This is a genomic window from Nostoc piscinale CENA21 (genome assembly GCF_001298445.1).
GTDB classification, from domain to species: Bacteria; Cyanobacteriota; Cyanobacteriia; order Cyanobacteriales; family Nostocaceae; genus Nostoc_B; species Nostoc_B piscinale_A.
Window position 1 is genome coordinate 5,283,995 of record NZ_CP012036.1, and the last position, 21,891, is coordinate 5,305,885.

General features: G+C 40.1%; 23 protein-coding genes. 9 read left to right on the forward strand and 14 right to left on the reverse strand.

The window, feature by feature from the left end; genetic code table 11:
• Positions 1-59 precede the first annotated feature (59 nt).
• Together ACX27_RS22625 and ACX27_RS22630 are read right to left on the reverse strand one after the other, a co-directional pair.
• Positions 60-818: an ABC transporter ATP-binding protein gene (locus tag ACX27_RS22625; RefSeq protein ID WP_235526328.1), complete on the reverse strand. Its 759-nt coding sequence runs from the start codon at positions 816-818 to the stop codon at positions 60-62.
• A gap of 38 nt (positions 819-856) precedes the next feature.
• The gene (locus ACX27_RS22630; protein ID WP_062295715.1) at positions 857-1,489 is read right to left on the reverse strand and encodes a Uma2 family endonuclease; all 633 of its coding nucleotides are present in this window, start codon (positions 1,487-1,489) and stop codon (positions 857-859) included.
• 201 nt (positions 1,490-1,690) lie between these two features.
• On the opposite strand from ACX27_RS22630, the gene ACX27_RS22635 reads away from it, so the two are divergent.
• Both ACX27_RS22635 and ACX27_RS22640 read left to right on the forward strand, forming a co-directional pair.
• Complete coding sequence (locus ACX27_RS22635) at positions 1,691-2,242, forward strand: Uma2 family endonuclease (RefSeq protein ID WP_062295717.1); 552 nt, start codon at positions 1,691-1,693, stop codon at positions 2,240-2,242.
• A gap of 2 nt (positions 2,243-2,244) precedes the next feature.
• A complete protein-coding gene (locus ACX27_RS22640; RefSeq protein ID WP_062295719.1) occupies positions 2,245-2,430 on the forward strand; it encodes a hypothetical protein in 186 nt (61 codons plus the stop codon).
• 4 nt (positions 2,431-2,434) lie between these two features.
• Here ACX27_RS22640 and ctpC read toward each other — a convergent pair whose 3' ends face one another.
• The 4 genes from ctpC to ACX27_RS22660 form a co-directional block, all read right to left on the reverse strand.
• The gene (gene ctpC, locus ACX27_RS22645; protein ID WP_062295721.1) at positions 2,435-3,721 is read right to left on the reverse strand and encodes a carboxyl-terminal processing protease CtpC; all 1,287 of its coding nucleotides are present in this window, start codon (positions 3,719-3,721) and stop codon (positions 2,435-2,437) included.
• A 267-nt stretch (positions 3,722-3,988) separates the two neighbouring features.
• A complete protein-coding gene (ispG, locus tag ACX27_RS22650) occupies positions 3,989-5,215 on the reverse strand; it encodes a (E)-4-hydroxy-3-methylbut-2-enyl-diphosphate synthase (protein ID WP_062295723.1) in 1,227 nt (408 codons plus the stop codon).
• A 269-nt stretch (positions 5,216-5,484) separates the two neighbouring features.
• Positions 5,485-5,865 carry a hypothetical protein gene (locus ACX27_RS22655; RefSeq protein WP_062295729.1) on the reverse strand — a complete coding sequence of 127 codons (381 nt, stop codon included), beginning with the start codon at positions 5,863-5,865 and terminating at the stop codon, positions 5,485-5,487.
• Between the two features lie 292 nt (positions 5,866-6,157).
• Entirely contained in the window at positions 6,158-7,747 is a 1,590-nt protein-coding gene (locus tag ACX27_RS22660; protein ID WP_062295730.1) for a LamG domain-containing protein, read from the reverse strand.
• A 560-nt stretch (positions 7,748-8,307) separates the two neighbouring features.
• Between ACX27_RS22660 and ACX27_RS32560 the strand changes: the two genes are divergently transcribed.
• Complete coding sequence (locus ACX27_RS32560) at positions 8,308-8,460, forward strand: hypothetical protein (RefSeq protein ID WP_158507416.1); 153 nt, start codon at positions 8,308-8,310, stop codon at positions 8,458-8,460.
• Between the two features lie 24 nt (positions 8,461-8,484).
• On the forward strand, positions 8,485-9,570 hold the full coding sequence (locus ACX27_RS22665; protein ID WP_144427514.1) for an acyltransferase: 1,086 nt from the start codon (positions 8,485-8,487) through the stop codon (positions 9,568-9,570).
• 74 nt (positions 9,571-9,644) lie between these two features.
• On the opposite strand, the gene rsmG is transcribed toward ACX27_RS22665, so the two are convergent.
• The 3 genes from rsmG to ACX27_RS22680 all read right to left on the reverse strand — a co-directional run bounded on the left by rsmG (position 9,645) and on the right by ACX27_RS22680 (position 12,095).
• The gene (gene rsmG / locus ACX27_RS22670) at positions 9,645-10,394 is read right to left on the reverse strand and encodes a 16S rRNA (guanine(527)-N(7))-methyltransferase RsmG (RefSeq protein ID WP_062295733.1); all 750 of its coding nucleotides are present in this window, start codon (positions 10,392-10,394) and stop codon (positions 9,645-9,647) included.
• Positions 10,395-10,475: 81 nt separating this feature from the next.
• Complete coding sequence (locus tag ACX27_RS22675; RefSeq protein ID WP_062295734.1) at positions 10,476-11,150, reverse strand: ABC transporter ATP-binding protein; 675 nt, start codon at positions 11,148-11,150, stop codon at positions 10,476-10,478.
• A gap of 402 nt (positions 11,151-11,552) precedes the next feature.
• Positions 11,553-12,095, reverse strand: a complete 543-nt coding sequence (locus ACX27_RS22680; protein ID WP_062295735.1) for a TetR/AcrR family transcriptional regulator — start codon at positions 12,093-12,095, stop codon at positions 11,553-11,555.
• A gap of 173 nt (positions 12,096-12,268) precedes the next feature.
• Between ACX27_RS22680 and ACX27_RS22685 the strand changes: the two genes are divergently transcribed.
• The 5 genes from ACX27_RS22685 to ACX27_RS22705 all read left to right on the forward strand — a co-directional run bounded on the left by ACX27_RS22685 (position 12,269) and on the right by ACX27_RS22705 (position 15,280).
• Positions 12,269-12,625, forward strand: a complete 357-nt coding sequence (locus ACX27_RS22685; RefSeq protein ID WP_062295736.1) for a YdhR family protein — start codon at positions 12,269-12,271, stop codon at positions 12,623-12,625.
• A gap of 202 nt (positions 12,626-12,827) precedes the next feature.
• Complete coding sequence (locus ACX27_RS22690) at positions 12,828-13,148, forward strand: SRPBCC family protein (RefSeq protein ID WP_235526329.1); 321 nt, start codon at positions 12,828-12,830, stop codon at positions 13,146-13,148.
• A 173-nt stretch (positions 13,149-13,321) separates the two neighbouring features.
• Positions 13,322-14,257, forward strand: a complete 936-nt coding sequence (locus tag ACX27_RS22695) for a Sll0314/Alr1548 family TPR repeat-containing protein (protein WP_062295738.1) — start codon at positions 13,322-13,324, stop codon at positions 14,255-14,257.
• Positions 14,258-14,387: 130 nt separating this feature from the next.
• Positions 14,388-14,840 (forward strand): DUF3531 family protein, encoded by a 453-nt coding sequence (locus ACX27_RS22700; protein ID WP_062295739.1) that lies wholly within the window; start codon positions 14,388-14,390, stop codon positions 14,838-14,840.
• An 8-nt stretch (positions 14,841-14,848) separates the two neighbouring features.
• Positions 14,849-15,280 carry an NUDIX hydrolase gene (locus tag ACX27_RS22705; protein ID WP_062295741.1) on the forward strand — a complete coding sequence of 144 codons (432 nt, stop codon included), beginning with the start codon at positions 14,849-14,851 and terminating at the stop codon, positions 15,278-15,280.
• A 184-nt stretch (positions 15,281-15,464) separates the two neighbouring features.
• Here the strand turns inward: ACX27_RS22705 and ACX27_RS22710 are convergent, their stop codons facing one another.
• The 5 genes from ACX27_RS22710 to ACX27_RS22730 form a co-directional block, all read right to left on the reverse strand.
• Entirely contained in the window at positions 15,465-16,103 is a 639-nt protein-coding gene (locus ACX27_RS22710; protein WP_062295743.1) for a histidine phosphatase family protein, read from the reverse strand.
• Positions 16,104-16,388: 285 nt separating this feature from the next.
• The gene (locus ACX27_RS22715; protein WP_062295745.1) at positions 16,389-16,721 is read right to left on the reverse strand and encodes a hypothetical protein; all 333 of its coding nucleotides are present in this window, start codon (positions 16,719-16,721) and stop codon (positions 16,389-16,391) included.
• Positions 16,721-17,107 carry a hypothetical protein gene (locus tag ACX27_RS22720; RefSeq protein WP_062295747.1) on the reverse strand — a complete coding sequence of 129 codons (387 nt, stop codon included), beginning with the start codon at positions 17,105-17,107 and terminating at the stop codon, positions 16,721-16,723. Before ACX27_RS22720 ends, ACX27_RS22715 begins: the two co-directional genes overlap by 1 nt.
• A gap of 168 nt (positions 17,108-17,275) precedes the next feature.
• Complete coding sequence (locus ACX27_RS34220) at positions 17,276-21,439, reverse strand: PAS domain-containing protein (protein ID WP_062295749.1); 4,164 nt, start codon at positions 21,437-21,439, stop codon at positions 17,276-17,278.
• A gap of 2 nt (positions 21,440-21,441) precedes the next feature.
• Entirely contained in the window at positions 21,442-21,891 is a 450-nt protein-coding gene (locus tag ACX27_RS22730) for a response regulator (protein ID WP_062295751.1), read from the reverse strand.

The window sequence follows — 21,891 nt, forward strand, 5'->3', positions numbered from 1 at the left end:
TCAGCATTAATCTATCTCTATTTACTCGACTTTGACGCATCATTATTAAACATTAATGATTATCCTAAATAAGCTTTTTTTACCCGCTCATCACTAATTAACTCTGATGCTGCACCTGTTAAAGTAATAGAACCAGCTTCGAGTACATATCCCCGGTCAGCAATTTGTAAGGCTAAATTTGCGTTCTGCTCAACTAATAAAATAGTTACGCCTGTCGCCCTTAAATTTTCGATAATTGCAAAGATTTCTTTGACAATTGCTGGTGCTAAACCCAAGCTTGGCTCATCTAACAATAACAGTTGTGGTCTACTCATTAAAGCCCGTGCGATCGCCAACATTTGTTGTTCACCACCACTGAGAGTTCCGGCTAATTGATTGCGGCGCTGTAATAATCGCGGAAATAACTCAAATTGACGTTGAATATCAGCTTTAATTTCTACTTGATCAGAACGTATATAAGCACCTAATAATAAATTATCAAAAACGGTTTGCTTTGCTAATACTCTCCGCCCTTCAGGACAATGAGCAATCCCCAGTTTCACGACTTCATGAGGTTGACGGCGGGTAATATTGCGTCCACTATAAATAATCTCGCCACGCAGAGGATGGACTATTTTTGATATAGCTCTGAGTGTAGTAGTTTTACCAGCACCATTCGCACCAATTAAAGTAACTACCTCACCTTTATTAATAGTTAAATTAATCTTTTTTAGTGCTTGAATCCCGCCATAATTTACATCCAAATTTTGAACATCCAAAATTTTAAAATCTTGTGTATTTTCATATCGGCGTTCATCGGCGTTCATCGGCGGTTGCATCTCAAAAATATCTATAAAAAATTATCTACCTTTGTGAATCATTTTTGTGTGGATACAAGAAAGTTCCGCAACCATCTAATTGCTTCGCTTGTCGTTTCTTCCCTCGCAATTCGGAAACATTGCTGTACAATTTCTGGAATGTTAGGGAAATAACTGCTTTCACTCAGTGTATAATTTTCTCCCTGTAATCTATAAATTAACAACTGTTTATTTCTCAATAGCCAGACTTCCGGCACTTTATAAACAAGATAATCATTAATATTGGTATAACTAGTAACATCGATTTCAATGGCTAAATCTGGCGGCGGCTCGTTTTGCCAATCAATCTGGCTTTTACCTACTACTGATTGCCAATTTTCAATATAAAAGCAAAAATCAGGCTCAATACCACTAACCTCTGGCAAACTCATGGTGATGGGTGTAAACGAGTCATATCTAAGGTTCAAATGATCAAGCAAAACCTTAGCAACATCAGCCACCAAACTTACATCTCTGCCATGTTCTGGTAATGGTGCCATCAATAAAATTTCCCCTTGTCTGTATTTAATCCGAGGTATGGCGCGATCGCCTAAAACTGATACCATTTTTTGATAGTCTTGCCAGTTTCCCAAAAGTTTGAGGACAGCACCAGCAGGGAGATGAATTTTTTCTGATGTCACTACTGTATTCATAAGTTATGCAGAAATATAGCAGTCCTATTTGAGATATGAACAAACGATACCAGTGAGACAAGGTAGACACGGAAGACAAGGGAGAGAGGTTTGTAAATCATTTTTCCTTTTGACTTGTTGTACTAGCCTCTAGCCCCTAATCCCTTTTCCAGTCCTCTTGCTAAGATAACATCATGATTGACATGGGAGGAATCAATCGTCATGAGTGTGATTGTGGCTAAATGGACGATTGACGAATATCATCGCATGATTGAGGCTGGCATTTTAAGCGATCGCCAAGTTGAACTTTTGCAAGGAGAAATTGTCGAAATGTCACCAGAAAGCGAACCTCATGCTTATTCTAGTGATGAAGCGGGTGAATATCTAGCAAAGTTACTGGGTGAGAGAGCCTCAATTCGTGAAGCTAAACCAATTACCTTACCCAACAATTCCGAACCAGAACCAGATATTGCCATTGTTCAACGTTTGGGACGTGAATATCGACAACATCATCCATCTCCAGAAAATATTTTCTGGTTGATTGAATATGCTAACTCTAGTTTAGAAAAAGATTTAGGGATAAAAACTAAAATCTACGCTCAAGCAGGTATTTTAGAGTATTGGGTTGTGAATTTAAAAAAGCAAAATCTCATCATATTCCGAGAAATTCTTAATGGAGAATATACCTCACAACAAACATTAACGGTTGGTACAATTCAGCCACTAGCATTTCCCGATATTAATGTTGCAGTGGAGAAAATTATTAATAACTAACAATGGAAAACACACAACTTTGGTATATTGTCAAGCGTAAAGCCCAAAATTGCGAAATCGTCCCCAGCAATTTAGTTAGAGACGATGATCCAGAAATTATTGAAAAGTGGGGGACTTATGCTTCTCAAGAAGAAGCGATCGCCCACAGAGTTGGATTAATCAGGGCTGGTAAATGCCAACCCATCTAAAACCTTAATTTTTCTCCGCGCTAGTGATACCTTTGGCAGCAATCTGCTTACCTAAAATTTCTACACCTTTAGCATATTGTGGATCAGCCATAGTGGCTAGTTTGTCACGCTCATGCAACCATAAATCTTGCCGTTGAGCATCGGTCAAATCTACCTTCACATCGGGGTCAATACCGTGTTTATTAATATCTTTACCGCTAGGAGTGTGATATTTGGCAATTGTCACCGCTAATCCTGAGCCATCATCTAAGGGACGCACAGACTGTACCAATCCTTTACCAAAGGTTTGAGTACCTACCAAAACAGCCCGTTTATTGTCCTTTAAAGCTCCAGATAAAATTTCACTAGCACTAGCAGAACCTTTATCTACCAATATTACTAATGGTTTATTGGTGAGGGCGCGTCCATTGGCTACTTCTCTTTCTTGCTCACCTTGGCGGTCAATGGTAGAAACAATTGTGCCTTTATCTAGCCACATCCGGGCAATTTCGACACTAGAGAATAACAAGCCACCAGGGTTGCCACGCAAATCGAGAACATAGCCAGCAACCTTCTTCGACTCTAAATCTTTGATAGCATTTTGCATTTCTTTACCAGCATTAGCACTGAATTGATTCAGACGGATGTAGCCGATATTACCTGCTGGTGATTGTTTTTGCGAATAACGTACTGGATGAATTTCAATTCTGGCGCGTGTGATGTTGAACTGCTTGATAGCACCATTACGCTGAATTGTGAGTGTAACTTTAGTATTTGGTTCACCACGGATTAAGGATACAGCTTGGTTTGTATCCATACCCTGAGTACTTTTATTATTAATTTTCAGGATGATATCTTTGGCTAAGATTCCCGCCTTAAATGCTGGTGTATCTTCAATAGGCGCAATCACAACCAATTGTTTGGTTTTTTCATCCTGACTGATAGTAATACCGATACCTGTGAGTTCTCCAGAGGTATCAACCTGCATATTTTTGAACTCTTCCGGGTCCATAAACCGGGTGTAAGGATCACCAAGCTTCTTCAGCATTTCCCGGATAGATTTATAGGCTTCTTGCTGATTACTGTAGGACTTGTTCAGGTACTCCTTACGAACAGCCTGCCAATCTACTTGGTTAAAAGTGCCATCTACGTATTGGCGGTTAACAATTTGCCAAACTTCATCTACTGTTTCCTTGGGACTTGCTTTAAATAAAGCCTGACCACGCGAGTGAATGCCCAAGCTAGTAACAGCAATTGTGGAGAGTGTTACTGCCGTAGCACCCAAAACAAGCCTACTTTTTGTAATCACCATAATGACAGCTGTGTCAGAGGGAAAATAATAGTCAGTATGCCCAATCTAACACAGGTATTCTGCAAAGACCGGGTATGTATTTCTAATTTCATGAAAATACTTGACAATCCGGTGAAGTTGGGAAGTATAAAGTCTGAAGTATGAAGGATGAAGTATGAAATTGAGCTGCTACTATTCCTTGGTAGTGATGAGCTTCGCTTCTTGCAGAACAGCAACCCCAAGGGTTTTTATATAAATTCATACTTCACACTTCACATTTCATACTTCTTATGGATCTACCCAACGCCCATCAGCTTTAATCAAATTGATTAACTCTTCTACACCTCGGTCTTCTGGAACTTTTTTAATTTCCTCTCGCCCGCGATATAAAGAAATGTAACCAGGAGTTTTGCCCACATAGCCATAGTCAGCATCTGCCATTTCACCAGGGCCGTTGACAATACAACCCATCACAGCTATGTCTAACCCAGTTAAGTGTTTGGTGGCTTCCCGGACTTTATGTAGCACTTCTTCTAGGTTAAATAAGGTGCGTCCGCAGGAAGGACAGGCGACATATTCCACCATTGTTTTCCGCAATCCCAAAGCTTGCAAGATGCTATAGCAAACAGGAATCTCTTTTTCTGGTGGTTCTGTAAGAGAGACACGGATGGTATCACCAATACCATCTGCTAGTAAGGTGGCAATACCTGCGGTAGATTTGATTCTGCCGTATTCGCCATCACCTGCTTCTGTTACACCCAAGTGTAAAGGATAATCCATCCCTAATTCGTCCATCCGCTTGGCTAACAGACGATAGGCGGCTACCATGACAGGAACGCGAGAGGCTTTCATAGAAATCACTAAGTTGCGGAAATCTAATGATTCACAAATGCGAATGAATTCTAAAGCCGATTCCACCATTCCTTCTGGGGTGTCACCGTATGTAAATAGCATTCTTTCTGCCAGTGAACCATGATTTACCCCAATTCGCATCGCTTTACCTTGGTCGCGCAAGGAAACTACTAGAGGTTCTAGAGTTTCGCGGATTTTATCGCCAATTTCTTCAAATTCGGCTTGGGTATATTCTGTGCGGTTGGCGTTGGGTTTTTCAAACACATACAAGCCTGGATTAATCCGTACTTTCTCGATGTGTTTGGCAACTTCTAAAGCAATTTTCATACCATTGTGATGTACATCAGCCACAATAGGCACATCTTGGTAATTTTTAATGATTTTTTGCTTAATTTCTGCCAATGCTACAGCGTGAGCGAGGCTAGGCACTGTGACACGAACGATTTCGCAGCCAACTTCGTGCAAGCGACGAATTGCGGCGACAGAACCATCAATATCAAGAGTGTCTTCGTTAATCATTGACTGCACCACCACAGGGTGTCCGCCGCCGATGGTGACATTGCCTACCTTGACTGGGCGAGTTTTACGCCGTTTGATTGTAGTATCAAAGGTGGGTTGACTAGTTGTGGTGTTTGAGCTTGTAGGTGTAGGCAGAGTTTGCATAACTCATTCAGTAAATTTTTGTAGCTAAAATATTCAGACTAAACAATCCTGTCTCTCAGAGTGCCACAATGGGGGCTTTTTTTTGGCGATGAGATGGGAAAAAAGCAGATGTACGATCGCCATACCTCATCATATATAGCAGGTGATAGGTTACAGGTGATAGAGATAAAATTCGCTGATTTTCTATGTACTGGGGTTATACAATGAAAAGCGATCGCTGTGATGATGCGATCGCTCTTTATCTTTAACTATTTTAGTTCTGTGCTTAATTACTGCTTAAATAGCTGCCAAGCTATCAGTAATACCAGCAAAATCAGAAACAAATAAACAATTAGGTCGGTTTTATTATATTTAGCCTTGGTTGGGGTCTGAGGCTGATTGTTGTTAGCTTTGATATTATTTGTTTTTGGTCTTGGTTGTGGTGTGATTGGTTTCACAGGTATAACTTGTTCCGCCACTGGAAGATTATTGGTTTCTGGTTGTGGTGGTGTGACTGGTTCCACAGGTGCAACTTGTTCCGCCACTGGAAGATTATTGGTTTCTAGTTGTGGTGTGATTGGTTCCACAGGGGTGACTTGTTCCGCCACTGGAAGATTATTGGTTTCTGGCTGTGGTGTGACTGGTTCTACAGGTGTAACTTGTTCCGTCACTGGAAGATTATTGGTTTCTGGTTGTGGTTGCGGTGTGACTGGTTCAACTGGGGTAACTTGTTCCGCAATCGATTTGCTATCTTCAGGAGGAATAACTTCCAGTTTCCACTCATTACCGATACCTGTACCCCAAGTGGTGACACCTTGTTGAGAGTCTGGACGGTGTAAGTAATCACCTTTCCAAGATTTTAGCCTGATGGTGCGATCGCTTACCGACTCAACTTCCCACTCATTACCAACACCCGTACCCCAAGTGGTGACACCTTGTTCGGAATCTGGACGGTGTAAGTAATCACCTTTCCAAGATTTTTAGTCTGATGATGCGATCGCTTACCGACTCCACCAGCCACTCATTACCGATACCAGTTCCCCAAGTGGTGACACCTTGTTGAGAGTCTGGACGGTGTAAGTAATCACCTTTCCAAGATTGCAGCTTGATTTTGCTATTGTCTGGTAGATTTACTGCTGGTTCTACTGGTTTTACAGATTCAAGGTTGGGTGCGGGTGCAGGTTTGATGAGTAGTTCTTGTTGTTGCCAAATCGCACCGTTAACTGTACCGTGATTTGCGCGACTAGTCTTGTCGGCTACTACAGTACCAGAACATTCATTTAACTGCCAGTAGCCAACTAAACCCGCCTCATTTCCTGTAAGTCTACTGTGCAGATGCTGTTGAATTTCTGCTTGGCTACGAGTAATATTCCAAACACGCACTTCTGAAATTTGACCATCAAAGTAACCATCCTGCGGCCAATTACTTCTACCGATGTAATTTTGTGTCCGGTTAATAGTTGCTGGGAGTTGTAACTGTCCGCTTTGAATTAACTCACCATTTTTGTAAAGTTTCGCCATACCTGACTGATCAATTGTGGCAGCTAAGTGCATCCACTTGCCAGTTTCTAAAACTGCGGCGCTAGTAATTCGTCTTTCACCGGCGCTAGTTTTGACATCAATTGCTAGTTGATTAGTGGTTTCTGGATTGGCAAAAACCATATTATTACTGTTTACACCATTGCCAAAATCGATAATTCTTGACCAATATTTAAAGCTGTTGTAGCGTACCCATGCTTCTACACTAAAGCCCTGAGAATAATCAATATTTGCCGCAGGTAAAGATACATAATTATTTTGACCATTAAATTCTAAAACACACTGTCTAAGTGCAGTTGGAAATTCATAAAGTTCTTGAATATCTTTTTCAGATAATGCTCGATTATAAATCCGCACATCATCTATCATACCTTTGAAAAATTCAGTATGAGAGTTATGGGCTGCACCAATTTTTAAAGTTAAAGAATTGGTACTAACTGTCTCACTAAGATGTTGCCCTGAACCATCAAGATTCCCATCTAAATAAAAGGTTGATACACCTTTAGAAAAAACTACAGCTACGTGATGCCACTCGTTGAGAGAATAAGCAGTGTGGGCAGATACATTTTGTTTTCCGCCAGTGAGACGTAATCTTCTGCCAGTACTGCCATCGTAGGTATCAAAATTATAGCCATCGTTGACACCTGCTGTAGTTTTGTCAATTAGTCTGTAACCTTTTAATGAATTATCTTCTGGCTGGTTAATCCAGAGGGCAATAGTAAAGTTATCTGTAAGGTTGAGCAGGTCATTGTGGGGAATTTCGATATAGTCATCAATGCCATCAAATTGATAAGCACTGTTAGGATTACCAAATCTATCCTTGGTGAGTATTGCACCGTAAACAGATCCATGAAGTCCATTTCCACTGCTATCATCTGCATTGCCGTTAAATGGATAATGAGCGACTAAACCTTGTTTGAGTAGTTCTGTTGCTAATTCTTGAAACTCTGCACTACTCAAAATCCATGCGTCAGAATTGCTGACAATTTTGCTCAGTTTTTCAGCAGTTTGCATAATTATTTCCCTGTGTTGTTGATTGAAATGATCTGTTGAAGCTACGCAAAAAAGAAAGATAAGGGTTTGATGTAGAGTGAATGAGTATAGGGTTGTAGATGTTCAAAGCCCTTACCTTATATACTCTCAAGCCCTCACACCCTTACACCCATTCTTAATAGGCAAACTTTGTGCGTAAGTCCTGGAGATGTTTTGCAGTCCGATGCTTCAACAATGGGTTAAAATGGGGGAATTTCTAGTGAAAATTAACGATACTCATTTCCACTTCATCAAGATATCTACTTATTTACTGATCGTCCTACGTATAATTGCTGAAATCTCTGAAAATCTACTGAAAATAAGGACGTTATTATTACTATGAGTTAAATAGTTAAGATGAGTAATTAATATGCCTGAATGATTATCACCTACTAAAACTTGGTGGCTTGACTTCGCTAATTAAAAGTATAGATATTTTTCTATGAGGTAACAAAGTTACAGTTGAATGCGTATATGATCCTACCGAGTATCGTTTACCTTATGTACTAATTTTTCAGGATTGTCGTGATATCAGTTGGAGTGTGCATAGCCCAGAGGAAGTACATGAAGTAGAAGCTGACCTCATCGGCTTTTCTATCGGTACAGAATCTTATCAGCAAGCTGCTATTATCACTACAGAAATCTTTGAATTAACCATAATTTATGGCCGTTTTGTTATTCAGAAAAATTGGTAAACGCCGTTTTATTGAATAATCTAGTTGGCTTTGATAGACCATTTTTTGGTACATTCAAAATCAGCCTCTAAAGTTTTTACAAAAATGAAGAATAAAGATTTATCATTTCAAGCTTTGCGCGGAATAGCAATTATAGCAGTAGTTGCAATTCACGCATCTGGTATTAATAATGAGACTGAGCAGAATTATGGTTTATCCATGATTTTTAGGCAATTGGTTAATTTTGCCGTTCCTGTGTTTATTTTCATTTCTGGTTATTTTACACCCAGTTATGAGTTTACGAAACTATCAGATTATTTAGATTTTTATCAGAAAAGACTTAGCAGGATACTGATCCCTTATTTTTCATGGTGTATTTTAATAATTTTATTTTATAAGCATAATTATCAATGGAATTGGAGCAAAATTATTATAGATGTAATAACAGGTCAGATTTTAGTCCCTTATTACTTTATAATCGTTATTGTGCAGCTAATTTTGTTGACACCTTTAATGGTTACGTCTACAAAAAGCTTAGTTAAAAACTTTTTATGGTTATCACTGTCTCCTTTATCACTGCTAGGATTGTACTTTTTTCGCTTGTATCTTCATTATGATGTTCGATTTCCTTGGTACGCGCTTCCTTTTACTATATGGATTAGTTTTTATTATTTGGGCATTCTAGCAACTCAAAGTAAACTAACTATTAAAAATAAAAATTTCAGAAAAATTCTTTTAATTTATATAGGCTCTATACTTTTAGCTATACTTGAGGCATTTTATCTTTGGAGAGTTTGCAGTCTCACTACTTTTGCAGACTCCCAAATTAAGGCTTCATCCTTTTTCTCTTCATTTTCATTAATATTATTATTCTTGGTAATGCGAAAAAAAACTGATAATTGGCCAAGATTTTTAGTTATTATTGGTGAATTTTCTTTTGGTATCTACTTATTTCATATACCAGTACTTGATTTGATGAATAGAATAACTAATAAGTTTGGCTTTCAAAATTTTTGGATAGCACAATTATTGATAAATTCTTGCGGAGTGATAGCTTTATGCTGTCTTGTAATTGCTGCTGTAAGAAAAGTTACAAGTGTTCAGTTTTCGCAGAAATATTTAGGAATGTAGAAGGAAATAACCTGGCTAACCGGAGGCCTTATGATATCTTTGTCAACCTTTCATCTCTCAGAAGTATTGCAAAATCACAATGGCTTTTGATGAGGGACACCAACCGCGCGGGGAAATTGAGGCGGTGTGCTTGCTATCTTTCGCAAATATAAGCAGTGGCGGATGCTATTAGTTAGGGGAGTCGTGAATTGTTCAATTGCTGCAATTTCACCACCTAACTGTTTTACAGCATTTTTCAAAACTGTGGTTTCTTCTTCTGTCCAAGTACCTCGGTAAATTACAGCTAAACCACCTTTTTTAATTAATGGTAAGCTGTACTCTGCACATTCGGAAGCTGTACCGACGGCGCGAATCAGGGCAAGATCATAGGTTTGGCGGTGCTGAGTTTGTTGACCGATTTCTTCAACTCTGCCAACAAGAGTTTTGCAATTGCTGAGTTCTAATGTAGTTAGTACTTTATCGATAAAAGCAATTTTTTTGCGGGTGGAATCTAGCAGAGTAATTGTGCTGTTGGGTGCAATCATGCCTACGGGAACGCCGGGAAAACCTGCACCTGTGCCAATATCAATGACTGATGCACCTGTTTGGAGAGATGCAATAAATTGGTTGTTCAGCAAAGTTCCCCGTAAGGAATCCCAGAGATGTTTTTCCCAAAATTCTTGGGGTGCGGTGATGCGAGTTAAGTTTAATTGGCTATTACCTTCCAGAATCAATTCATAAAGTTGCTGGAATTGTGTCTGTTGCTGTGTAGTTGGTTGCCAATTGAGGGTTTGCTGCCAAATTTCTGCCATTTCTGGCAGCAAGGGAGTGGTGGAATTTGTCATTAGTTCAATGGTCAATGGTAAATAGTCAATAGTTATTGGTTCTTCTTTTCTTCCTTGTCTCCCTACACCCTGATTTTTGATTCATGCTGCTGGTTGGGGTTCTTTCACTTTACTACTAAGTGTCGCTGGATCAACTGATTGCAGTTCGCCGTGATTGAGTGTCCAACAACGATCCGCGATCGCTAACAAATCACCAGCATCATGTGTTACTACTAACAATGTCCAGTCTTGTTTGAGTTTCGCCAATAAGTTGACTAGTTGCTGGCGCATTGACCAATCTAACCCGGCTGTAGGTTCATCTAATAACAAGACGTTTGGCTGACGAATTAACTGCACTGCTAAAGCTAAACGCCGTTGCTGTCCTCCACTTAAAGCATAAGGTGCAGCAGATAGGGATAAATGCTCTAATCCCACTTCACTGAGGGCTTGCTTAACTCGTTCTGAACCTAACTCTGGATGTCCTAAACGCAATTCTTCTAAAATTGTCCCGCCGCAAAAGTGCCGTTCAGGAAACTGAAATACAATTCCCGCTAGTTGTTGTAGCTGTTCGGCGATGAGTTCTTGTTCTCGCCAAAACACTCCGCCAGAAGTGGGTTCGGCTAGTCCAGACAAGATTTCAAGTAAGGTGCTTTTCCCTGAACCACTAGGGCCAATAATTAAACCTAATTGCTGAGGCGGTAATTCCAGGTCAACTGACTTCAAAATCGCGGTTGGGCAAGCTGTGGGATGATAAATTAAATTTCTCAGATAGAGCATTTGTTAAAATTACCAAAATTGGCGAATAGCTTAACTCAATAAGTACACTTGGACAAGTCTGCACCGATTCATGCTGTGTTGCCTGCTTTAAGCTTAATCTCACAGCTAGGCTATCTCTCCATTTTGGCAGAACAACTCATGAATCAGGCGGCTAAAATTACTTAATTCAAAAATTGTGCAAGCTGTCTGACTAAAATACGTGAATTTACTTTTTTTGTTCCTAAAATACTGAGTTCAAGATAATTTGAGTTTTTATTGCCTTTTCTAGCCTGCTGAAGTACAAATTTATCTGCGTGCATCTGCGGTTAATTATTCCTGTCTAGCACCTTGCTAGAGTCAGAAATGCTATATACGGCAATTCCGTCTAATAATAAATTGACAAATACTGATACAACATCTCCTCTAGAAGTTTTTTTCGGAGAATAGATTAGTTGTTTGGTAAGCAATGGACAGAATTGCTACTCCATGCGCCATCGCCCAGATTGCTTTTGTGATTTCGTAAGTATCACCAACAATCAGTTCTCCATTTTCTTGACCAGCTTTCACTAGCTCAAATAATTGGTTGAGTGAGGCTTGGGCAACTTCTTCTAAGTTGCGATATTTGGCTACATCTACAGGACGAAACATGATTTGCACATGATTGGCATGATTGATGGCAAATTCGACATAAGCTTGACTAGCTGCAATTAACTTTTGACGAGTACTTTTTCCAGCTTGAGCTATGGCGGATTCTACGTTAACTGTCAGCAGACGAAAGCCTTCTTGGGCGATCGCCGCCAGTACAGCTTCTTTATCTGCAAAGTGCATATAAGGCGCATTGTGACTGACTCCGGCTTTTTGCGCCATTTTACGTAAACTCAGCGCCTCAACCCCATCTTCCGCTAACAGTTCTATAGCGATCGCCAGCAAAGTATTGCGTAAGTTTCCATGATGATATTGAGCCATATTTTTATTTTTATATTGACACTGTCAACATTTTGGTTTTATATTGGCAGTGTCAATATATTACTGATTGACTGATTGAGTGTCCAGCATTTACAGCAAAACAGTCTGTTCTTGTAGGAAAGACTGAAAGCAATAACTCAAAATTTTTTGCAAAATTGAAAATCCCAAATTTTATGAATCAGAAGATTCTCTGTTTTGTGGCGATCGCTATATCTGCAATCACCGGATGGCTGCTGGGTCACACTAGCCCTTGGATCAAACTGCAATCAAAGGATCAAGCAATGGCACAAACAATGACAAATTCTATGCGTATTTTACAAATCAACTTCAAATATAAAACATCCACTGCTGAATTTAAACAGCAGATGCTTGAACATGCGCCTCGTCTTGCTGCTGTCAAAGGATTGAAATGGAAAATTTGGTCAATTGATGAGACAAATAGAGAAGCCAATGGCTATTACTTATTTGAAAATGAAATTGCATTAAACAATTATCTCGATAATGTTTTTTTTTGTTGGTATGGGGAATAATCCCACAGTAGGCAATATTGTGGTTAAAAAATTTGAGATTCTCCAAGAGCCTACTGCTATTACGCGAGGGCCAATTTAGTAAAAAAATAGGTAGGAAAAGTAACAATGAAATTTAGTCATACTCTGAAAACATCAGCTTCATCCGAAAAAAATTTGGTCAATTTGGACAGATGTAGAGCATTGGTCAAAATGGGATACAGAATTGTCTGATGCTTATTTAGAAAGTCCCTTTGCACTGGGAGCCAGAGGTAAACTTACGCCCAGAAAAGGGCGAGTTTCCACATTTAAAATCTCACAATTAATTCCAAGCAAAAGTTATACTTTTACAATTAACTTGCCATTGTGTAGTTTAAATGTACATCGCTATCTTAATGTTCAATCAGATGGCACATATTTTACTCATGAAATAGCATTTCAAGGGTTGCTGGCTTTTTTATTTGGTCAAATCTTAGGGCGACAATTTCAAGCAGTGTTACCGAGCGTTATGCAGAATGTAAAGCAAATTGCCGAATTAAGACAGTAATCAAAGAATTGGTAACTTGATCAAACACCGTACTCATCAGAATAGTTGCTCACCATAAATTATTTGTCAAGGGAACCTAAAAGTTGTCAATTAAGACAAAATAGTTAGTGCAGAATTTTGCATTATGGATAGTATACAAAGCTATTTTCCACCTACATATTCTGAGGGTGCTGATGACTCAACCACTTCCCACTGCACAAATAGTATTTACTAAATTAACTAAGGTTGCCCAGGTAAGTTTTACAGCTGCGATCGCATTTCATCTTTGGGTGACTCCTTCTTTAGCTGGCGATCCCTTTGGTCGCAACGAAGCACATCAAATTGGCGATCATACAGAAGCCGCTTTTAAAGCTGTTTTCCAACAAGGTAATTATCCCGAAGCCGAACGTCACCTCAAAGAAGCTTTAGCAAAAGAACCAAATGAACCTTTAGCTTATGCCATGCAAGCATCGTTAGCTTATGCCAAGGGCGATTTTACAGGTTTGGATAAATACAGCCAGCAAATTTTAGACGCTGGGCAGAAATTAGTTGCTAATGACCCTTTGCGTGGTAATTTATACACTGCCGTTGGGCATTTCTTTGAGGGTGCGGTAATTGTAACGCGGGAAGGCGCGGCGAAAGGTGCTACCCAAGCTTTAGGTCGATTGCGCCAAGTTTACGAGTATTTAGATAAAGCCGAAGCGATTTCGCCAAAAGATCCCGAACTGAATTTACTCAGAGGCTACATGGATTTAATGCTTTCTGTTAACTTACCATTTGCCAATCCTGATGAGGCGATTGGGCGGTTAGAGACAAGTGCAGCACCGAGATACTTGGCAGATCGAGGCATTGCTATTGGCTACCGAGATTTGAAACAATACACTCAAGCCTTAGATTATGCCAATCAAGCAATCAAAGGCGCACCCGATAACCCAGAATTGTATTATCTCAAAGCCCAAATCCTCAAGGAAAAGGGAAGACGCGAAAAAAATCAAGACTTGCTGCGAGATGCGATCGCTAATTTTGACAAAGCTTTGACCAAAAAATCCCAATTACCCGGTAGTTTAGTCAAACAAATTGAGCGGGAACGCAATAGTGCAGTTAATCAGCTAAATAATTCCGGTAGATAATCAAAAAAGTTTGAAGTCTGAAGTTTGAAGTCTGAAATTTTATGCTTCAGTCCTCAGCCTTTGGGCTTCATTCTTGAATAGCCATCTGTTTGATATGCTTATTTTGAACGACAGTAATTGAGATAGTTGAATGTACATTCAGTTTCGTGAATTTAATTCGTTTGATGTCTGGATTTGGTTGCAGTTTAGTACCATTCCTTCGCAACGAGAAAAAGAATATATAGAAGAAGTTTTTAATTCCTGGTTTTACTTGGGTAAATTGGGTGCGTTTAATGCTGAAAATCTACAAGTCCAAGAAACGGGGTTAGAAATTAGCTATATGGATTATGACTCACAAGGCTATGACAGAAGCTTGTTAGCCTTGATGCACAACATGGGTGAGATTGAGTACGAAGGACAATGGGCGCGTTGCTGGTTCGATTTGGGAACGAGTGATGCGATCGCTTTAGATATTTTAATCAACGCCCTCACCCAGCTGAGTGAAGAATATGTCACTATTGAACAATTGTATATTGGCGGCGAAAATGAAGATTGGCCTGTAGAAGATAGCGAAAGCCGTTCTTATTCCATATACGATAATTAGTGACAAGAATGAATAAATCAGGGGAAATTCGGGTCATAGTTTTAGGACTAATTCGGGATGGCGAACGTATTTTTGTTTCTGAAGGCTATGACCCAGCAAAGCAGTCCATATTTTATCGCGCCTTGGGTGGTGGCGTTGATTTTGGCGAAACTAGTTATGCAGCTTTACAGCGAGAATTTCAAGAAGAAATTCAAGCTGAGTTAACTAATATTCGCTATTTGGGCTGTATTGAAAACTTATTTATCTATAACAATCGGCAAGGGCATGAAATCATTCAACTTTATCAATGCGATTTTGCTGATTCTAAGTTTTATCAACTAGAAAGTTTAATATTTTCGGAATCAGTCACCCATCATCATCGGGCATTGTGGGTAGATATTGCCCGTTTCAAATCTGGTGAACTCCGGTTAGTTCCAGAGGAATTTTTTAATTATTTATAGCAGAAGGCAGGAGTAATAGTATTACTATTCCTGATATTCAAGCTTTGAAATTGTCCTCACATCTCTGACTACCGCTTTATAAAGCCAAGATTTTTTCGAGAGTATTTACAAGCGATCGCAAAACCCAACCAAGTCTGGATGATGTTGGGTTTTGTTACTTTACCAATCTACAATTTGTAGCAATTTATGTTCCTGGACGAGAGCGGAGATGATCTGGGATATGATGGCGATCGCCTAATATTTCTAACAACGGGCCATGAACGTCAAATTTCACCATACTTACCGACGCGACCAAAATATTCACCCGATAGCGATAGCGTCCCAAATCAATTCCCAGTAAACTGCAAAGCAAAATCCGAATCGTGGCTTTATGAGAAACTACTAACACATTACCTTCGGGATGCTTTTCTTGAATTTCCGCAATTACAGGCATAGAACGGTTAGCAATATCTACCGCCGTTTCTCCACCTTTGGGCGCATTCCAAGCGGGTTCTGTCAACCATTTTACATAGTTTTGGGCATAATTTTCTTGAGCAAAAGATTTACTCTTAGCTTCCCATTCGCCATAACTACCTTCTTTGAGTCCATCACGCAACTGCATATCCATACCAGTAGCATCACAAAATGGTTTGGCAGTTGCTATTGTGCGCTTCATCGGACTAACATAAACCGCTTCCCACTTCAATTTTTGATAAACATTGGCGAAACTTTCTGCCATCAGTATTCCTTCTTTCGTCAATTCTGCATCAGTTTCACCGCAGAAATTACCACTTTGACTAAAAGTAGTCTCGCCATGTCGCAGTAAATATAAATTGAGTGTCATAACTTATATTGTGTTTGAGATAAAAGAGTTTGTGTACACATAAAGTACCATTAATTTTGTAATCGAGTGTGTAAGTATTTGCACAAAATTAATAAATTCTTTATGGTTGTAAGAAACAGGAAAAATATGTGCAATTAACTCTGTGTTAGTATGTAACACCAGAACAAAGTAATTAATCAGAAAAGTTAATCAAACACAATCTTATATCTAAAATCTGAAATGGTATGAAACTTTTAGCTCCTGCTTGTTTGGTGAGCGAAGCCGAACCACTGCCTCTTCCTATATTTATTCATATCTATGTTTTTTAGATTTAATCACCTCAATCACATCATCATGACGTTGACCTTCGATAATATCATTTAAATGAATTTTGCCTTCAATATATTGCAGATGAATCCGCCATCCAGATAATTTATCGATATCAGCGCGATAAATTGCTTGTTTAATACCTTTTACTTTCCGCAGTCTGGTTTTAGGGAAAGTTCTAGTTCGGTGACATTCATTATCTTCTAATTCTGCTAAGGCTTCGAGAAAATCAATTTTTAATTCATCGGGCAAGATTTTCATAGCTTCATAAATTACACCATGCTCATCAAAAAGTGGTTTAATCTGTGGCATCAGCTAGAGTGAACCTCAATTTCTTGATTTTGCATACTAAAATCTTGGTAGAGATACTCAGCTATGGAATTATATGCTTGAGTAGCATCTTCTGTACTGACAACTCTAAATAAGGTGATGACTGTTGTATCAAAAATCGGGTCATCATCTATGGTAAGTATGATTCTTATCTCTTTATCGATTATTAAGGCATAAAGAGAAGAATCATACTCAGTATTAAATTTAATATTTTTTAGTTTAAATGCTTGATTTTCTAGTAAATTTCTATTTTTAGAAATTAGGTCAACATACCGATTTAATTTTTTAATAATTTTAAATTTTTCTCTGTTATTAAATTTTTCCAAGTCTTTTTCAAATTCTTTAGTTGATTCAATGAGTATTTCCATTTAGTTAATGCTTGAATCAGAATACGAAACTGAGTTTAATATAGCTGATAATTATAGATAATTGAAGTGTTATTGGTAGCGGTTGTAAATAGCGTAAAGCAGAATACATAAACTTTAGAGGCTAAATCTGTTTGGTTAACTTGCTCAAAATTTTAAGTGGAATCAACACTAATATTTGTGAGCGAGTTCGGAGACTGTTTCTATTAATTTATCTAAATCAACTGGCTTAGAAATGTGGTGTTGAAAACCGACAGATAAAGAACGCTGTTGGTCTTCCATTCTGGCATAGGCAGAAAGAGCGATCGCACCTATTTTACCGCCTTTGTCTGCTGGTAAGGAGCGAATCTGTTGCATAAGTGTATAGCCATCCATATCTGGCATTCCAATATCACTGATTAAGACATTAGGTTGAAACGACTCCAAGGAAGCTAAAACTTCCACTGCACGGGTAACAGCTAATACCTCTGCGCCGTATTGCTCTAGTACAGCTGTGACTAATTCCCGCGCATCCGGTTCATCGTCCACAATTAGGACTTTAATTCCCGTTAAATCTAGTTCGGGTGTGGATAAATCATCAGGTTGATTTTGCAGTGACTCAGTAGCTAACAAGGGCAGTTTAACTATGAATGTCGCGCCTTGTCCTTCCCCTGGGCTGTCAGCATGAATTGTGCCGCCGTGGGCTTCCACCAAATACCGCACAATGGCTAACCCCAACCCCAGCCCACCATATTTACGAGTTGTCGAAGCATCTTCTTGGCGGAATGATTCAAAAATATGGGGCAGAAAATCGGGTCTGATGCCTTTACCTGTATCGCTGATGGTAATTTGGACTTGGTTATCAACTCGCTGTAATTTTACGTCTACTCGTCCACCAGCCGGGGTAAATTTAATCGCATTCGATAGCAGATTCCAGAAAATTTGCTGTAGTCGTGCCGAATCACCGGATACTTGCCCAATTTGGGATAAAGCGGAATGTAATAAAATTGACTTGGCAACGGCGGCTGTTCTGACTGTATCAAGTGCGGCTTCTAAGACAAATACTAAATTTACGGGAGCTTCATCTATGTTGAGTTTGCCCCGCAAAATCTTCGCCACATCTAGCAAATCATCAATTAATTGACACTGCAATTTAGCGTTACGTTCAATGGTAGCTAAAGCTTCGGCAGTTTTCGCGGCATCAAATTTGCGGGTTTGCATCAGTTTCGCCCAACCTAAAATCGGGTTGAGGGGCGATCGCAATTCGTGAGAGAGAATGGCTAAAAACTCATCTTTGATGCGGTTGGCGCGTTCGGCTTCGGCTCTGGCTAGTTGCTCTTTTTCCAATAGCAAACTACGTTCTTCTTCGGCTTGCTTTTGGGCAGTGATGTCAGTATTTGTGCCGAACCAACGCAATATTTGACCCTGCTGATCACGGATGGGAATAGCACGGGATAGAAACCAACGATACTGCCCATCATTACCCCGGAGGGGAAAGGTATCTTCCCAGGCTTCACCTGTTGTTAAACAGTGGCGGAAGTGTTCTAGCACACGCTTCACATGCTCAGGATGGTGGACTTTTTGCCAGCCCCATCCCTGCATTTCTTCTAGGGTTGTACCTGTGTAATCAAACCAGCGTTGGTTGTACCAAAATATCCAGCCGCTTGCGTCCGCCATCCAAGCAAATTGCGACATATTATCAGCCAGGGTGCGGAAGCGTTCTTCGCTATCTTGCAGTGATTGTTCGGCTTGTTTGCGATGGGTGATATCTCTCCAGGTGGCAACAAAGCCATCACCAAATTTCGCCACGCGGATATCAAATGCTCTGGTTAAATATTTCTCCCCATATTTATCGGTATAAATCAGGTTTTCTTTAACGAGTGACTGTCCGGTTTCGACTACCTGACAATATTCCGCAAACAACCCACCGTCTCGATGTCCTGGCAATAATTCACACAGCCCCCGCCCAATTTGCTGTTCATAGCTCATTTGATTGTTGACGCAAGCTGCATAATTGACATATTCAGTGCGAAAATCGATAATCTCTCCTTGCTCGTTTCTAATAGCAGAGTAAATTCCCAAACAATCTAGGATATTTTCTACGGAAGTGCGGAAGCGTTCTTCACTTTCACGCAATGCTTGTATAGCTTTCGTTTGCTCAATTAATGGCCAGATACTTACTATAGTTTCTTGCAATAAGGCAACTTCATCAGCACTCCAGACTCGCGGATTTGGCGAAGAAACAGTTAATACTGCGACCAACTGCCCCTGATAAATACAGGGAACGCAAACAAGTGCTTGAATTTGAAAAGAAGCGTAATTTTGAGCAAAAGCAATTGTCCGAGAATCTCTGGTGATATCATGCACAACTAAAGCTTGATTGGTAGCAAATATAGCTTGCATTTCCGAGGTGGCAAAATTTGAAATTGGTTGAATTATCGGAAAATTCTCAAAATTGCGAGACCATACTTGCTCTAAAGTATAAAGACCTTGTTGTAAATCAACTCTGCCCAAGGTGCATCGGTTGACATTGAGGTACTGTCCCAAGCTGTTGACTGTTTCCCAGATCATTGTTTGAGCATCTTGGAGATGACGCAAGCGCAAATCTAGTTGGGTAAGAAACTGCTTGTTAAGTTCGCGTTGTTTGCGGGCAGTGATGTCTTCAGCGATACCTGTAAAGCGATAAATTTCGCCTGTTTCGTCTTTTAACCCAAAGCATCGGTCTCTGACCCAACGAATGCTGCCATTTGGTAAGATGATGCGGTATTCTTCATCAAATTGATTGGCGATCGCTTTTTCTTCAAAAGCCCTAGCAACAGATTCTTTGTCTTCTGGATGAATTAAATTAACCCAGTTACTTTGATTAGTATATAAATCCTGGGCTTTCAATCCCCATAAACGCTCATAGGCAGGGCTGATATAGCTGACGCGATCTTCTAAAACTTCCCTAATCCAGAAAACTGCATCAATATTTTCTGCAAGTTGACGAAACCTTAGCTCGCTTTCATGTAAAGCTTCGGCTGACTGTTTGCGTTCTGTGATGTCTATATCCAGTCCGGTCATTCGCAGAGGTTGACCGTTCTGGTCGTAAAATACTTTACCTTGGCTCAATGCCCAGCGAATGTTGCCATTGGGGTAGACTACCCGAAATTCAATCTCATAGTTTTCGCCTGTAGCAATGGCATGATTTACAGCTGTGAGGACGCGATCGCGATCATCAGGATGCACTTTCTCAAGAAACATCTTAAAGGAACCGTCAAACTCTCCTGGTTGCAACCCAAATAAAGCTTCTAGGTTATCTGACCAAGAAATTAGCCCTGTCTGAATGTTCCAGTCCCAGGTGCCAATGCGAGCCGCTAACAGTGTGATATGCTGCCGTTCTTCACTTTCTCGCAGTTCTATTTCTACTCGTCGGCGTTCAATTAATTCATGTTGTGTGTGCTGATATAATTCTGCTTGTCGCAGGGCAATACCTAGTGCAGTGGCTAATTCTTGGAGCAAATCGATTTCTAAAGGTTGCCATTGGCGAGGAGCTTGACAATGATGGGCAATCAGCATTCCCCATAATTGCTGGTCTTGTAAAATCGGCACGACTATTTTGGCCTGGACTTGTAAATTTGCTAACAATTCGATGTGCCAGGAATTCAGACTGCCATCATAAATATTCGGTTTGACAGAGATTAATCCCTGACGAGCAAATTCAGTGTAGTATTCTTTGAAACAAGGGTCATACAAGCAAGTAGACAACAGTGGTGTCCATGCTGTACCGACTGATTCGTTGGTGACAATGCCGCTATTATCAGACTGCCAACGGACAATCACGACTCGATCAGTCTGGAGAAATTGCCTTACCTCTGTGACTGTTGTTTCCAGAATTTCCTGCAAATCTAAAGATTGATGAATTTTTTGGATAATTTGTGCTACTAATCTTTCTCGCTTGATGCGCTGTTGTAATTGATTCCGCAACTGGACTGTTTCAATGGCTCCCTGAATTGCTCGTTGCAAGCTTGCTGGTGTAATTTGCTCTTTGACGAGATAATCTTGTGCGCCTGCTTTCATGACTTGGACAGCGATCGCTTCACTGCCCTGGCCTGTTACCATAATTACGGGTAAGTCAAGCTGTTGGCTGGAGGCTTTTAACTGAGCGAGAAATTCTAAGCCATCTAAATCAGGCAAGCGATAATCCAGCAAAATGACATCGGGTTGTTGCTGGCAAAGTTCTAAAGCTTGACTCCCCAAGGTTGCTTCTAAAATATCGTAGGAGTAATCGCGATCGCGCAACAAACATTGCCGATAAAATTCCCGGTCTTCTGGAGAATCATCGACAATTAAGACGTTGCGTCGAGCTTGAACCATGACTAATACCCCAGGTGTTCAGGAAGTGTTGTCACCTCAAACCAGTATTGGATCAGCGTTTGCACATCTCGTTTTAGCTGCTCAAAATTAATTGGTTTAATGATGTAGCTGTTGACTCCGTATCGGTAACAATCTTCGATATCTTTGGGATTATTAGAGGTGGTAAACACCACAACCGGAACGGTTTTTAGATTATCATCCTGCTTAATCTGGCGCAATACTTCTCGGCCATCGGTTCCCGGCAGATTTAAATCCAAGACAATCAAGCCCGGAAAAAAGCCAATGTCGCTATAGTTACCAGTGCGATGCAGAAAAGCCAAGGCTTGCTCTCCATTGACGCATCGCTGAATCGGCACTTGAATGGGCGATCGCTCCAATAATCTTTGGAGGGCTTCAAAGTCTTCGTTGCTGTCTTCCACAACTAACAGCAGGGGGATGGGCGAAGTTATCAT

Bases quoted from the DNA above. Each gene is read 5' to 3' on its own strand.
- ACX27_RS22625 (WP_235526328.1), bottom strand. From the start codon at position 818: ATGCAACCGCCGATGAACGCCGATGAACGCCGATATGAAAATACACAA.
- ACX27_RS22630 (WP_062295715.1), bottom strand. From the start codon at position 1,489: ATGAATACAGTAGTGACATCAGAAAAAATTCATCTCCCTGCTGGTGCT.
- ACX27_RS22635 (WP_062295717.1), top strand. From the start codon at position 1,691: ATGAGTGTGATTGTGGCTAAATGGACGATTGACGAATATCATCGCATG.
- ACX27_RS22640 (WP_062295719.1), top strand. From the start codon at position 2,245: ATGGAAAACACACAACTTTGGTATATTGTCAAGCGTAAAGCCCAAAAT.
- ctpC (WP_062295721.1), bottom strand. From the start codon at position 3,721: ATGGTGATTACAAAAAGTAGGCTTGTTTTGGGTGCTACGGCAGTAACA.
- ispG (WP_062295723.1), bottom strand. From the start codon at position 5,215: ATGCAAACTCTGCCTACACCTACAAGCTCAAACACCACAACTAGTCAA.
- ACX27_RS22660 (WP_062295730.1), bottom strand. From the start codon at position 7,747: ATGCAAACTGCTGAAAAACTGAGCAAAATTGTCAGCAATTCTGACGCA.
- rsmG (WP_062295733.1), bottom strand. From the start codon at position 10,394: ATGACAAATTCCACCACTCCCTTGCTGCCAGAAATGGCAGAAATTTGG.
- ACX27_RS22675 (WP_062295734.1), bottom strand. From the start codon at position 11,150: ATGCTCTATCTGAGAAATTTAATTTATCATCCCACAGCTTGCCCAACC.
- ACX27_RS22680 (WP_062295735.1), bottom strand. From the start codon at position 12,095: ATGGCTCAATATCATCATGGAAACTTACGCAATACTTTGCTGGCGATC.
- ACX27_RS22685 (WP_062295736.1), top strand. From the start codon at position 12,269: ATGAATCAGAAGATTCTCTGTTTTGTGGCGATCGCTATATCTGCAATC.
- ACX27_RS22695 (WP_062295738.1), top strand. From the start codon at position 13,322: ATGACTCAACCACTTCCCACTGCACAAATAGTATTTACTAAATTAACT.
- ACX27_RS22700 (WP_062295739.1), top strand. From the start codon at position 14,388: ATGTACATTCAGTTTCGTGAATTTAATTCGTTTGATGTCTGGATTTGG.
- ACX27_RS22705 (WP_062295741.1), top strand. From the start codon at position 14,849: ATGAATAAATCAGGGGAAATTCGGGTCATAGTTTTAGGACTAATTCGG.
- ACX27_RS22710 (WP_062295743.1), bottom strand. From the start codon at position 16,103: ATGACACTCAATTTATATTTACTGCGACATGGCGAGACTACTTTTAGT.
- ACX27_RS22715 (WP_062295745.1), bottom strand. From the start codon at position 16,721: ATGCCACAGATTAAACCACTTTTTGATGAGCATGGTGTAATTTATGAA.
- ACX27_RS22720 (WP_062295747.1), bottom strand. From the start codon at position 17,107: ATGGAAATACTCATTGAATCAACTAAAGAATTTGAAAAAGACTTGGAA.
- ACX27_RS34220 (WP_062295749.1), bottom strand. From the start codon at position 21,439: ATGGTTCAAGCTCGACGCAACGTCTTAATTGTCGATGATTCTCCAGAA.
- ACX27_RS22730 (WP_062295751.1), bottom strand. From the start codon at position 21,891: ATGATAACTTCGCCCATCCCCCTGCTGTTAGTTGTGGAAGACAGCAAC.